Genomic DNA, 13869 nt, shown 5'->3' on the forward strand with positions numbered 1-13869 from the left:
GGTTATGTAAAGTATTTCATCATATATTTATATCGTTCTAATTTTATTCTTTGCGGGTGTAACTCAGCTGGTAGAGTGCAGGCTTCCCAAGCCTGATGTCGCGGGTTCGAACCCCGTCGCCCGCTCCATTAAAATAAATGCTTTGCGGTAGTTTTTAAAAATGATTTAAAATTGACTGTGCCCTTAATTGTGTAAAAAATTATTTTTCGGTAAGCAGGAAGTTTAAGGTCAAATACCAAAATTCGCTATTATGATATCCCGTAATAGTCTGAATATATAAAATTTATATAATATTTTCTATGAGTTATATATTGTCTATCAGCATGTTTCCTGTGGATAAAGGAGAGTCTTTGAGCCTGTATGTGTCTAAGGTTTCTAAGATAATCGACAACTCAGGTCTTGAATACGTGATAACACCTATGGCCACCATGATAGAAAGCGAAAACATAGACGACCTTCTCAATATTATAAAGATGGGTTTAGAGACCATTAAAGATGATTCAAACCGAGTATATGCAAACATGGCTATAGATTACAGAAAATCAGGACTTGGAAGATTAAAACAAAAAGTAGAATCCTTAAAATTAAAGATTGAAAAGTAGCCTTAGAATTATGCTTTATTCTGCAACAGGGATTTACTGATGGAAACCGATGATACTATCCTTATTAGAACACCCGAAATAAACTGGACACCAGCAAGCAATATTTACAGCGAAAGCGTAATGTGTGACGATAAAGATATAGTATTTGTTAAACAATTGACTAACAGGCTTGATAATATATATGAGATGAAATAATTTGTGGCTATATTGTTTTAATATTTTTAAAAGTCCATGCTTGTATAGATTTTAAGGCAACTTATCAAACCGTATCTTGCGAACTCGTGCACATTGTCTCTAAAAAATAAATGTTTTTTCCCGACTTGATTATCTTTCCGTACAGCGCTATATTTTACTATACGGAGTTATTAATTTACAATGAGAGGCTAACATAATACAAACTTTAATTAAAAATAACGACATTGCCGGAAAATACGTGGCAATGAAAAGCTTTGAAGACGCGACAGTAATCGGTTCCGGCAATAGCCTTAAAGAAGCTTACGATGAGGCGCAACGAGAAGGCTATAAAGACCTGTCATTACATTTATTCCAGTTAAGGATATGGTGCAGATATACTAATGGCCGCCACCGAAATTCCTTTTACTAGATTTAATGAAAACGATATACCGCGGCCATGGTTACCGGTTACTATTCACAATCCGCATACAAAACTATCTATCAAAGTATATAGCTTAATTGATACGGGGCGCCGATGAATGCGCAATTCCTGCAGAATACGCTCCATTACTGGTCATAATTTGCAGGCCGGAATTCGCAAAACAATTAGCACAGGCAATGGCATAACCGCGGCTTATGCGCATACATTATGCTTCAAAACAGACAACATAAAAATTGATAACGTGTTGATAGATTTCATGCCAAACTTACATGTTGTTTTATTAGGAGTTAAGAGTTTTCTAAGTAATTTTATTCTCACTATTAATTATAAAAATCCCACTTTTAATTTGACTAAGCCTTAAAAAATCCTTTCGTATTTGCCTTTTGTATATTCCGCAACCAACTGAACACAGTTTACGTTTTTAACTGGACCCTCTTTATTTGATTTATTTATTCTCAAAATTGATTATTTCCTTAAATAGTGGTATAACTATAGGAAAATATTAGCCCAACTTGCACCACTCTTATTATCTTAAAATTATAACACATTGATATTATTATATTGTATTTTTTATTTTGTAGTCCACATAGACATTTTTATTGCCCCATAAATATAGTATTATCAATATGCTGCTGATAATTATGGTGAAGTTGGGTTAAGAGTGCAATAATTTATTAGATAAAAAAGGTATTTAATGCTTACTATAACTAAAGAAGATATAAAAAATATATTTTATGCCAATTTATTTTATGAGATTCATAAAACAGAGGAAATCATTTCTCTTTTTAAAAAAATACGGGAAAAATTTTGAAGAATTTGAGAAGGACGCAAAAAACGGCAAAGAAAATTTTGAAATATGGGATGATTATATAGAGTGGAAGGCATATAAAAAAACATTGGAAAAACTCAAAAGAGATGAAAAGGATTTAACGAGTGGAAGTATTAGATTGTCTTAATAAATTTAGGCGTCATAGATACATTAATAAAAGAAAATCCTCTTGATAAAAAATACAGATTTGTGAATTATTTAATTATAACTCCCTGAATTTAGGGAGTTATAATTATTTTCCTGCCAGTCTTTTTTTCTGCTTCCGGCTAAGCAATATATCTGTGATTTTTTATTTATTTTCAGTATTACAATTGCAATTTTCGCCTGGACCGGTACCTGTGTCTGCGCCGGCATCCGATGAATTTGCCGATATGCTTTCCGCAGGTTCTACATTCACCTTTATTTTTTTATCGCGAACTAATTTGCCAACAAAGTACAATGCGCTGTCCTCTGTTATTTTTAATTTCTCTGCAATAGCTGAAGGATTTATTTGACCTTCCGCTTTAATGACATTTAATATCTCTTTTTCTACCTCCGATACCCAGTCTTCAAATAATGCCTGTACTTCGGGGGTGGCAAGACTTGCTATTTTTGCCGTGGCCGTAATAGACTCCCTCATTGTTTTGCACATTTCCATAGGATTGAAATTTTCATCTTTCATTTTGCCCATCATATTACTCATCATACCCATGCCCATTTTCATAGGATTGGCGTTGCTTCCTTGTTCTTTTCCATTGTCCGCTTCATTTGTCTGATGGGAATCCATCATCTTATTCATCATAGTTTTACCCATGTGATGCATTTTACCGCCCATGCCGTTATTGCCGCCGGACATTTTATCTTGCATCATATTTTCATTCGTATCGCTTTTACAGCCGCATCCGTTATTTTTCATAATAATGTCTCCTGTTTTTATTTATATGTTTAGTTAGTTCATAAATTGTAAATTCATATTGTATATATGCATTTTTTATTTTTTAGATAATTAATTACATTGACACTGGAATTTAGAAACCGTATTTTGTTTATTATCGCCTCCGTATTTTTCGAATTTGCTTATTAAATTAATTAATTCATCATCGCATAACTCGTTGAAAACAAATGTAGATTTGCGTGAAGTCTTAATTAAACCTGCTTCCCGCAATACTCTAAGATGAAATGACACTAAAGGCTGCGACATCCCTGTAGTTTCAATAATCTGCGAAACGGTGCGAGAGCCGCTTTCTAATGAAAATAATATTTTTACCCTGTTGGTATCGCTCAATAATTTAAAAATCTGCGATATTTTTTCCGTAATATCAGCCATCCTAAGTCTCCGATTGCATTAATTATTATATTTCAAAATTGTTAGTATAAATATTAATTTATATAAGTAATTATTTATATGATATATCATTGTTTTATATTATGTCAAGTAAAATTTATCATAAATATCAATATTTATTTATATAAATAAATATTGATAAAATGCGGACATATGATATTATATAAATATGAGAATTAAAAATAAAAATCGAAACTGTGATATACGGCATATATTGTATTATATTGTATAGATATTAATAAATTTAAAAAATTTAATTACAAAATTAAGGCTATCAATTAAGACTGCAATTAAGACTATAAAATTAAAAGCAGTTAGACAGAGAAACGGAGTGTATATAGATTATCTATGTGTTTTTATATAGATAATGGTAAATTTAAAAACAAGTTAAATAGCTATGTTCTAATATTTTAAACAAATAAACATAAGGAGAATTACAATATGGGACCATATTTTTTTTGGGGCAGCGGGATGTGGATATTTCCTATCGTTGGAATAATAGTAATGCTGTTTGTAGTATTTATGGTATTTGGCAGGGGAGGTTTTAACGGTGGATGCGGCAGATATAATGGGCACAATCATGACGACAGGCATTACACCCATCATAATATGCATAATAATTCAGAATCCGCATTGGACATTTTAAATAAAAGATATGCCAAAGGAGAAATAACAAAAGAAGAATTTGAACGTATGAAAAAAGATATAATAAACTAAAAGGAGAAATTAAAATGAGTAAAGTTATGGAAAAAATGATGTCGGCAATGGTTAAACCTGAAGATATGCCGCAAATGATGAATGCGATGATGGACAAAATGTTTCAAGGAATGACGCCCGAAGACCGCAGCGCATTTGTATCCAATATGATGCCTAAATGTTTAAATATGACATTTTCCGAATTGGATGCGGACGCAAAAGCAAAATTAGCGAAAGAGATGATGGAAAAAATGATGTCTATATTTGAAGAAGAGGGTAAAAACAAGTAGAAATAATAGGTGCATAGATAATACATATATATAAGTTCCGTATTTATTTTTGTTTATTGCATAATATAATTGATTATTTCGTATGCAAAGAAATAAAATCTGACGCATTTTCCTCTAATTTCCGAAAGTCTAATTTTAATAATTTCATCAATATAATCTTTTGTAAATATTAAAACGCCCGATAATTTCATTATTAAGAAATATTTTAGAATCTTTTTCGTCAGCTTTGTGTCTAAAAAAATGCTGCAATTCCAATTTTTATCTATCGCTGAATCTCAAATTTTAAATAAATTGTCTAAAATCGGACATTCTGAATTATTATTTTTTTCTTCACATAACGATATAAGGTTTAAAAGCTCATTACGCATCATATTTAAAGAATTAATCTTCTTATCTATTTCATAAACTTTTTCTTTGGCTAACTTCTTCACATTTGAGCAGGTATTATATTTATTGTTGTTGAGTGAGAAAAGTTCAGAAACCTGCTTTAAGGAAAAACCGATATATTTTGCATGTTTTATGAAACGCAAAATATCAACAGCCTTTTCAGAATATATTCTATAACCAGATTCACTTACGTCGGGTTTGTTAATTAATCCTATCCGCTCGTAATATCTGATAGTTTGGATGTTTAAATTAACTGCTTTAGCTAATTGTCCGATGGTCATATCTTTTATTTTCACCTCGTATAATACTATTATAAATTATAAATGCTTTAAGGCAAATTTTTTCTTTTCTTATGCCTCAATTTTTATTGTTAATCTTAACCTTAACAATATAAACATTATAGTTAAACGCGGCGTTAAGTTATTTTTTATTTTAAATCTTATCAATATTTTTAATAAATATTTTATATTAAAATTATGTTAAAAAAAAGCTTGACATTATACATAAGTATAAGGTGTAAACTATATATAAGTTTAAATTTTAGCGTAAAATCTAAGTTGTGTGCCGCTATAAAGACGGCGATGTTGTATTATCTTATGCATGACAGACGGCTTTTTATCTGCTTATTTAAAATAAAAATTATAAAAAATAAACAATTTGGAGGATTTTATGAGTGTAAAAAATTATTTAAAATGGAAAAATGTGAACTTGGTAGAAAATATTAATAAATAAAATAATTAAAAAGGAGGTTTTATTATGAAGAAAATAAAAATGAACGTTGAGGGCATGACTTGCGAGCACTGCGTTGTTTCGGTCAATAAAGCGATTAATAAAGTAAAAGGCGTAATAGAAGTAGATACCTCTTTATCAAAAGGCGAAAGTACTATTTTAGCGCTTGACGATATAAATGTAGAAGATATAAAGAAAAACATAGAAAACGCGGGCTATACGCCTTTAGCTCATGAAACATCTAATATTTCCGAAACCGAAGTTAGAAAAACGGCAAAATCTGAAGGCGGTCAAACAGGCAGCGGACATAATTACGATTATGATTTAATCGTCATAGGCGGAGGCTCTGCCGCTTTTTCATCGGCTATAAAATTTGCAGATGAAGGCAAAAAAGTGTGCGTTATCGAAAACTGGGTTATCGGCGGAACATGTTTAAACAGAGGCTGCGTCCCTTCGAAGCATCTTCTGGAAGCCGCAAGAATATATTATGAACCTTTAAGCAATAAATTTAAAGGCATAGAAACTAAGCAGGCGCATATTGACATAAAAGAACTCATAAAAAGAAAAACCGAACTTCTTAACAGCCTGCGGGAAATGAAATATTATAATGTATTAAGAGGTTATAACAATATTACTTTTATAGAAGCCGAAGGAAGATTTGCGTCAAAAAATTCCGTAGAGGTTATCCCTAACGATAAAGCGGTTGAATCTTATAAAATTACCTCGGATAAATTCATTATTGCAACCGGTTCTACAAATCTGATAATAGACATTAACGGATTAGGAGATGTCGGCTATCTTACAAACGAAGAAATATTAAATCTGGATTATCTGCCTGAAACTCTTTTAATACTTGGCACAAGGGCAGTATCGCTTGAATTTGCGCAGATGTTCAGAAGATTTGGCTCAAATGTAATAGTAATAGGTCGTTCCGGCAGGATTTTACTTAACGAAGAGCCTGAAATATCGGAATCGCTTTTGAATATTTTAAAAAACGAAGGTATCGAATTTTTACTGAATTCTTCAATAAAACGTCTTTATAAAGACGGCGGTAAAAAATATGCCGATATAGAGACCGAAGAGGGTTTAAGAACGGTTAATTTTAATGAGTTTTTGATGGCTACGGGCGTTGTAGGAAATACAGAAAACTTAAATTTGGAAGCAGTCGGAGTAGAAACTTACAAGCAGGGTTATATTAAAGTTGACGGCGAACTTAGAACTACCAATCACGATATTTACGCATGCGGAGACGTTACCGGTTTAACGAGGTTAGTTACGACGGCTGCGTATGACGGCAAAATAGCCGCCGACAATATACTTCGCGGCAGACATATTAAAGCCGACTATTCGGCAGTTGCGCATACTACATTTACCGACCCGGAAGTGTCTTCAGTCGGATTAACGGAAGAAGCTGCTATCAAAGAAGGCTATGATGTAATTAAAGTTGTTTTCCCCGTCGAATACGTTCCCAAAGCCCAGGCTATTTTTAAAATTGATGGTTTAATAAAGATGATAGCGGATAAAAAAACTAATAAAGTTCTCGGAATTCATATGCTGGCGCACAACTCATCGGAAACAATCCAGCAGGCAAGCGTCTATTTGCAAAATAGTTATACGATTCAGCAAATCGGCGAGGAAATCGGAGTTTATCCGACTATGGCGGAAGGGCTTAAATTAGCCGCTCAGAGTTTTACTAAAGACGTCAGCAAACTTAGCTGCTGCGCATAATTTTATTATTTATTGTGTAAAGAAGAGCATAAAATATAAACGAAGGCTATATATATCTGATTGCAATGTAAAAAGGATTTTATAAATTCCGAGGTTAATTATGAATAGCAATGAGAATATTCCTATAAAAGAAAAAACCAAAATTGCAGCTGTTATCCCGTCTATTTTTGCAATATTGGGCGGAACTTGCTGCTGGGCACCGTTAGTTTTAAGCGCATTAGGCGTAAGCGCCGCCGGCGCAGGTTCTTTTGGCGGATTTTCTTCTGCTTTAAAAGGACTTGCCCATTTCACAAATTATTTTATTATATTAAATATTTTAAGTCTGGCAATAAGTTTCTATTTCGTTTTTATACGACCAAAACTTAAAAGACAAAAATTACAGAAAGTTTCGTTAAACGCAAGCCGAAACAATCAAGATAATTTAGGTAATGAAATAGAATGTGAATGCGAACAGCCTGGCTCTAAAGCCGACAAAAGCAACAGGATTATGTTTTTTTCCTCTTTAGGTATCACTATTGTTATGTTTGCTTTTTTATATTTCTTAAAAGGGCATATTTTTATGAAATGGCCTAAAATTTGAACCGTAACACACAAAAATAAAAAATATAGAAGCATCTACATTTATATAGTATAATATAGATACAACCGGAGGAATTATGCTTGAACATTATTTGACTCGTAATTTACCTGCAGGACTTGAATTTCTTAACGATATTGTCTTTGACCTCCGCTGGACGTATAATCATGATGCCGATGAACTTTTTAAAACAATAGACCCTACTCTGTGGTATTTAACGCATAATCCATGGTTGATTCTGCAAACGGTATCTTTAGATGATTTAAAAAAATTATCTTCAAACGCTGATTTTATGAAAAATTTTAATCAGATAAAACACGACTGGGTAAAGACGGATAACGCCATTGGTTGGTTTAAAGAAAATTATAAAGAAAATCATCTTAAAACAGTTGCTTATTTCAGCATGGAATTTGGATTAGACGAATCTCTTCCGCTTTATGCCGGCGGTCTTGGAATACTTGCAGGCGACTATTTAAAAACTGCCGAAGATTTAGGAGTGCCCCTTGCAGGTATTGGTCTTATGTATCAAAGAGGGTATTTTCGCCAAATAATCAACAGCTCTTCCGAACAAATTGAAGTCTATCCCTATAATGACCCGCACTCCCTTCCCGTTATGCCATGCAGAAATAAATCAGGCGAATGGCTGCGCGTCTCTGTAACGTTGCCGGATAGAACCGTCATGCTAAGGGTATGGATAGCAAAAATAGGAAACACGCCTTTATATTTGCTTGATTCTAATGATCCTGTAAATCTTTCAATAGATAGAGGAATTACCGGAGATTTATACGAGGCAGGCAGAGAAATCAGATTGATTCAAGAAATTATTCTTGGAATCGGCGGTTTTAAAGTTCTCAGAGCACTCGGCGTTGATGTAAACATTTGTCATATGAATGAGGGACATGCGGCTTTTGTTGTGCTTGAACGCGCATATACTTGGATGCAGGATAATAATACTGCGGATTTCTGGCAAGCGCTGACTGTTACAAGAGCGGGTAATATTTTTACCACTCATACCCCTGTGCAGGCAGGTTTTGACACCTTTGAACCGGCGCTTATCCGCAATTATCTTTCATATTATATACAAAGATGCGGAATTACGGACGAAGAATTTATTAATATGGGTAAAGTTTCACCTGGAAATTCTTCTGAACCTTTTAATATGGCATATTTAGCCATACGGGGAAGCGGTTTTATTAACGGGGTAAGTAAAATCCACGGCGAAGTAAGCAGGAATTTATTTTCCGGATTATTTGAGAGGCAGCCGATAAAAGAGGTGCCGGTTACTTATATTACTAACGGGGTTCATACGCCTACATGGATTTCAAGCATATCCGAAAAATTATTGACTAAAAATGATACAAAGTCATTAATAGAAAAATGTTCCCAAAAATCGTTTGATGTCATTAATAAAATGACTGACGCGGAAATCTGGGAATTCAGAATGAATAATAAGATTAACATGCTCGACGATATTAAAAATCATATAACTAAAATGAAAGGCTGCTGTCATATTAATCAGGAGCCTTCATTTCTTGATCCTAATGCCTTGTATATCGGTTTAGCTCGCAGATTCACGGGATACAAAAGACCGACCCTTCTATTGTACGACAAAACAAGACTTAAAAATATTCTTAAAAGTCAAAATAGACCTGTGCGTATCTTGATCAGCGGAAAGGCTCATCCAGGCGATTTCACTGGAAAACTATTAATTAAAGAATGGGTACAGTTTGCTCAGGACCCCGAAATCCGTAATACGGTTTTTTTCTTGTCAGATTATGATATGGATATTGCGCAAAAAATAGTGGGTGGTATAGATTTATGGATTAATAACCCGAGGCGTCCGCTTGAAGCCAGCGGAACCAGCGGAATGAAAATAATTGCAAATGGAGGGCTTAACTGTTCCATTCTTGACGGCTGGTGGGCAGAAGCCTACTCTGAAGAACTGGGGTGGGCTATCGGTATACATTCTTCTTCCGATGAATATTATAATAATGACAAAGAGGATGCCGAATCACTGTATAAACTTTTAGAGGAGTCGATAGTCCCTGAATTTTTTGATAGAAATAAAGACGGTGTTCCGGTGGAATGGATTGAAAAGATAAGGCAGAGCATGTTTCTTCTTACGCCGAAATATTCTACATTCAGAATGATGAAAGAATATGTTGAAAAAGCTTACATTCCATTATCATCTTTATATGAGGAAAGAAATGCATCAGGCGGAGAACTTGCTCTGACTATCAATGAATGGAAGAAAAGACTTGAACAAAACTGGAACGAAATTCATATTGGAATACCTGTTTTTGAAAAACAAGGGGAATATTATAAAGTCAAGTGCGCTATACGGCTCGGAGCCGTTAAACCGCAGGATATTAAAGTAGAAATTTTTGCGTCTGGAGATGAAAACGATGAGCAGTTCAGGGCTGAAATGACGAATATCGGCACTGCTTCCGGATATATAAATGAATTTATTTATAAGACCGAGGTTCCGAATGATCGCCCTATTGATAACTATACCCTTCGCGTTATACCTTATCATCCTAAAGTTTTAACGCCGCTGGAATTTAATAAAATTATTTGGCAAAAATAAAATAAATAGACAATTTCCTAAATTTATATTACTTTATTGATAATATGAATAAACTCTGGTTATTGCAAAATTTGAAAATTTTTCAAAATCTTTCAAAAAGAGATATCGATTTGATAGATAAATTATCAAAAATGGAAATTTATAAAAAAAATGACATTATATACATAGAGGAATCAAAATCAAGCTATGTTTATGTTTTAAAAAAAGGTCATATAAAAATATCGCTGTCAACAGAACACGGCAGGGAATTTATAACAGAAATTTTAAAACCTGATGAAATTTTTGGTAATTTTGGCGATTTTTCATTTGACGGCATGGAGAGCTTTGATTTTTTAAATGCTGAAAATGCTCAGGCTTTGACAGATGCGGAAGTTTGTAAATTTAAAAAAGATGATTTTGACAAGATATTAAGTCTTTATCCTTCTATAGGCAATAAAATTTTAAAATTAATAGGATTGCGGTTTAAATATATATCTACAAAAATTACATCATTGGCATATAAAAGCATAGACGCAAGAATTGCGGAGACTCTAATCTATTTGGCAAATAATTTTGGAATTAAAAAAATTTCAGCGCTTTCTTCAGGATTAACATTTGAAGACTGCTATCAAATAAACATTAAATTAACCCATGAAGAAATTTCAAATCTTATCGGGGCATCAAGACAGAGAACTACAATAGCATTAGACAAATTAAAACATAACGGGATTATTAGTTTTGATAAAAAAAATATCGTTATAAAAGATTTGAGAAAACTAAAAAATATAGCTGAGTTAACAGCAAATTAACTTGCTCTTCTTATAATGAATTTTTTTTTAATTTTATTTAAAGAATATTTAATATGTCACTTAAGTGACATATTAAAATTTTTCATATGTGTTATACTTTACTAACGAGTTGCAATATAAATTAACAATAATTACTTTAACGGAGGTTCGACCATGATTAAAAAAGCTACATTATTTACATTGATAGCCCTAATATTTTTCTTAGGTCTTAATACTGCTAAATCAAACGCCATGATGATGAGTAAAGCTAAGATGATGAAGACCGAAATGTTTTTTATGCATCATTCTTTAGGATTTCCGTCCATTTTTTATAAATTCCATCCGGGTCCGCATTGGATTTTAATGCATGCTAAATCTTTTAATCTTAATTCTTCACAGCTTAAACAGGAAAAAATGCTTACTATGGGGATGATGCATAACACAATAAAAGGCGTAATGATGCTTAAAAAAGCCCTTAGACAATACAAAATGGATGCCATGCAGAATAATCCAAGTATAAGCAAATTGATTAGTGACGTTAAGGCTGTGGGTAACGCAGAAACATATCTTGGATATGAAATGATACCTTTTCATATAAAAGGCTACCGCGTTCTTTATCCTTCGCAGCAATCCTTATATCACAGACTTGCTAAAATGAACTGGATGAAAAAAATGCAGATGATGCGTAAGCAAATGATGAAAAAAATGCAGATGATGCACTGATATCCACTTTAACAAGTACTGCAATGTTGCACCTGCTATAAAATATTTATACGTAAACAAACTGCTGGATTTTCTTTATTCTTCGGCGGAGAAACTGTTTCTCCGCCGCAAGTTAATTTTATGGAGGTTTTTTATGAAATATGTTATTCAGGTTACAAACGGCACGATAATGCCTGCTCTTTCATTTATCGTAATTAAAAATTTGTCTGCAATAGAAGATACGGAAGAAATAAGCGTCGTATTTTTCGGACCTTCGGTAGTTTCGCTTCTTCATCACGCTCAGCTCAGAAATCAGCTTAGGGACAGTCTTAATGAAAAAACAAAAATATACGTTTGCAGAAATGCAATGAATATGTTTGACCTCAAAGACAGCGATGTACCGGATTATGCCACGATAGTGCCTGCCGGCGTTTATGAAATTGCAAAATTGGTTAAATCCGGAGCGGTATATATCGCTGTTTAGTCTAAAAAAATTTGTTATTTAATTATATAATATATCAAAAAATTTTAATATAATTTAATTATAATAATGGAAAACCTGAAGGTCTGCAGGCTGAATACTCCATATGGGGGGACGCTGCAATGGCAATTATACTGCGGCGGGGGCGATTCGGATAATCCTGACGACAGAAAAAAATAGTTGCTATAGAAACTGGTATAATTAATATACAATAAAAAACGTTATTCGATAAAAATAACTTTTAATTTATAGAATTTAAAGATATGGATACACAGGGTATTACAGAAACAGATGAAGTATATAATAAAATCAGGAGCGAACTTTCTAGGGCTATAAAATTAAAAAAATGTAAAAAATGCGGGTGCATGATTTATGGTTTAGACGATGTTATTGAAAATCTTAAGCTCACAGGAAACAATGCTTCGAACGATTTAATAAATGAGGTAGAAAAGTTAAAGTTAGAACTAAAACAAGTCGAGTATTCATGTCTTGGCTGTAAACACTGTTATCCTGCCGCGGCTGCTAATTATCTGACCGATGCGCTCATATTGCAAATTCAGAATCCTGCCAATCAGACTGGTTCCATAAATTCTGTAAATTCTTTAGAATTTTTAAATTCATGGCCTGTTTCTCCAGGCGAGTATAATAATTTTTGTGACGGAACAGGATGTCCAATCGCTGTATCTACTCTTGCCAGTTTAGATTTATACGACAATTTATCAAAGTTAAAACCGAAAGGACTTTGCATTATAGGAAAAACTGAAACTGAAAATATCGGAATAGATAAAATTATAAAAAATACAGTAACTAATCCAACGCTGCATTATTTAATAGTAGCGGGAAAAGAGTCGCAAGGCCATTACAGCGGTCAATCGCTTATATCTTTATATGAAAACGGCGTTGATAAAAATATGAGGATTGTCGGTTCAAACGGCAAAAAACCGATTCTTAAAAATGTAAGCTATGAAGAAGTAGAAAATTTTAGAAAACAGGTTAAGGTTATAAACATGATAGGCTGCGAAGATGCAGGTGAGATTGCGGTTAAAATAAGCGAATTTTTGAAAGACTTTGAAATTATAAAACCCTCTGAAATTGTTGATAAGACTTTTGCTTTGCCTTCTCTAAAAAAAATAATTGCAAAAAAACCGAAAAAGATAAAATTAGACAAAAAAGGATATTTCGTGATAATGCCCTCATTTGCAGACAAGCGGATAACAGTTGAGTTTTATAATTACCATAACGAATTATTAACTGTCATTGAAGGGGATGACGTTTATTCAATTTATTCAACAATAATAGAAAAAGAATTAATTTCCGAGATGACCCACGCCGCCTATATCGGTAAAGAATTAGAAAAAGCAAAATGGTGTATTAATTACGGCGTCAAATATATTCAGGGCGAAGCGTGATTTTAGACATGCGTTAAGTTTCTAATTCAAACCTGATTCCGCTGCTAAGCCTTATTGTTTTTTTATAACGCTAATTATTTTTTGTCAATTAAAATTAACTATAATAATAATATAATAATAATATAATAATAAAACGTCAGGCGGC

Annotated in this window: 13 protein-coding genes, 1 tRNA gene and 1 pseudogene; 12 read left to right on the top strand and 3 right to left on the bottom strand. The window is 33.1% G+C overall.

From position 1 onward, the window contains the following. Window positions 1-52: 52 nt before the first annotated feature. The 3 genes and pseudogenes from EVJ46_09165 (at window position 53) to EVJ46_09175 (ending at window position 2174) form a co-directional block, all read left to right on the top strand. Window positions 53-128 (top strand) — tRNA-Gly (locus EVJ46_09165). Window positions 129-299: 171 nt separating this feature from the next. Beyond that, the gene (locus EVJ46_09170; protein ID RZD15688.1) at window positions 300-602 is read left to right on the top strand and encodes an MTH1187 family thiamine-binding protein; all 303 of its coding nucleotides are present in this window, start codon (window positions 300-302) and stop codon (window positions 600-602) included. Between the two features lie 1310 nt (window positions 603-1912). After that, a pseudogene (locus EVJ46_09175) lies at window positions 1913-2174 on the top strand (hypothetical protein). Window positions 2175-2336: 162 nt separating this feature from the next. Here the strand turns inward: EVJ46_09175 and EVJ46_09180 are convergent. Both EVJ46_09180 and EVJ46_09185 read right to left on the bottom strand, forming a co-directional pair. Continuing rightward, window positions 2337-2942 carry a winged helix-turn-helix domain-containing protein gene (locus EVJ46_09180; protein RZD15689.1) on the bottom strand — a complete coding sequence of 202 codons (606 nt, stop codon included), beginning with the start codon at window positions 2940-2942 and terminating at the stop codon, window positions 2337-2339. Window positions 2943-3032: 90 nt separating this feature from the next. Further along, window positions 3033-3353 (bottom strand): ArsR family transcriptional regulator, encoded by a 321-nt coding sequence (locus EVJ46_09185; protein ID RZD15690.1) that lies wholly within the window; start codon window positions 3351-3353, stop codon window positions 3033-3035. Between the two features lie 522 nt (window positions 3354-3875). Between EVJ46_09185 and EVJ46_09190 the strand changes: the two genes are divergently transcribed. Together EVJ46_09190 and EVJ46_09195 are read left to right on the top strand one after the other, a co-directional pair. Beyond that, window positions 3876-4088, top strand: a complete 213-nt coding sequence (locus EVJ46_09190) for an SHOCT domain-containing protein (protein RZD15822.1) — start codon at window positions 3876-3878, stop codon at window positions 4086-4088. Window positions 4089-4102: 14 nt separating this feature from the next. Then, window positions 4103-4357, top strand: coding sequence for a hypothetical protein (locus tag EVJ46_09195; GenBank protein ID RZD15691.1), 255 nt, complete (start codon window positions 4103-4105; stop codon window positions 4355-4357). A gap of 275 nt (window positions 4358-4632) precedes the next feature. Here EVJ46_09195 and EVJ46_09200 read toward each other — a convergent pair whose 3' ends face one another. Continuing rightward, the gene (locus tag EVJ46_09200) at window positions 4633-5025 is read right to left on the bottom strand and encodes a MerR family transcriptional regulator (protein ID RZD15692.1); all 393 of its coding nucleotides are present in this window, start codon (window positions 5023-5025) and stop codon (window positions 4633-4635) included. Window positions 5026-5500: 475 nt separating this feature from the next. Between EVJ46_09200 and merA the strand changes: the two genes are divergently transcribed. The 7 genes from merA (at window position 5501) to EVJ46_09235 (ending at window position 13724) form a co-directional block, all read left to right on the top strand. After that, complete coding sequence (gene merA / locus EVJ46_09205) at window positions 5501-7201, top strand: mercury(II) reductase (protein ID RZD15693.1); 1701 nt, start codon at window positions 5501-5503, stop codon at window positions 7199-7201. 100 nt (window positions 7202-7301) lie between these two features. Then, window positions 7302-7781, top strand: coding sequence for a hypothetical protein (locus EVJ46_09210; GenBank protein ID RZD15694.1), 480 nt, complete (start codon window positions 7302-7304; stop codon window positions 7779-7781). 76 nt (window positions 7782-7857) lie between these two features. Next, window positions 7858-10365 (top strand): alpha-glucan family phosphorylase, encoded by a 2508-nt coding sequence (gene glgP / locus EVJ46_09215; protein ID RZD15695.1) that lies wholly within the window; start codon window positions 7858-7860, stop codon window positions 10363-10365. A gap of 44 nt (window positions 10366-10409) precedes the next feature. After that, the gene (locus tag EVJ46_09220) at window positions 10410-11153 is read left to right on the top strand and encodes a Crp/Fnr family transcriptional regulator (protein ID RZD15696.1); all 744 of its coding nucleotides are present in this window, start codon (window positions 10410-10412) and stop codon (window positions 11151-11153) included. 153 nt (window positions 11154-11306) lie between these two features. After that, window positions 11307-11855, top strand: a complete 549-nt coding sequence (locus EVJ46_09225; GenBank protein RZD15697.1) for a hypothetical protein — start codon at window positions 11307-11309, stop codon at window positions 11853-11855. Between the two features lie 133 nt (window positions 11856-11988). After that, the gene (locus EVJ46_09230; protein ID RZD15698.1) at window positions 11989-12318 is read left to right on the top strand and encodes a hypothetical protein; all 330 of its coding nucleotides are present in this window, start codon (window positions 11989-11991) and stop codon (window positions 12316-12318) included. Window positions 12319-12680: 362 nt separating this feature from the next. Then, on the top strand, window positions 12681-13724 hold the full coding sequence (locus tag EVJ46_09235; protein RZD15823.1) for a hypothetical protein: 1044 nt from the start codon (window positions 12681-12683) through the stop codon (window positions 13722-13724). The last annotated feature ends 145 nt before the right edge of the window (window positions 13725-13869 follow it).

The sequence above is a fragment of the Candidatus Acididesulfobacter guangdongensis genome (assembly GCA_004195045.1).
GTDB classification, from domain to species: Bacteria; SZUA-79; SZUA-79; order Acidulodesulfobacterales; family Acidulodesulfobacteraceae; genus Acididesulfobacter; species Acididesulfobacter guangdongensis.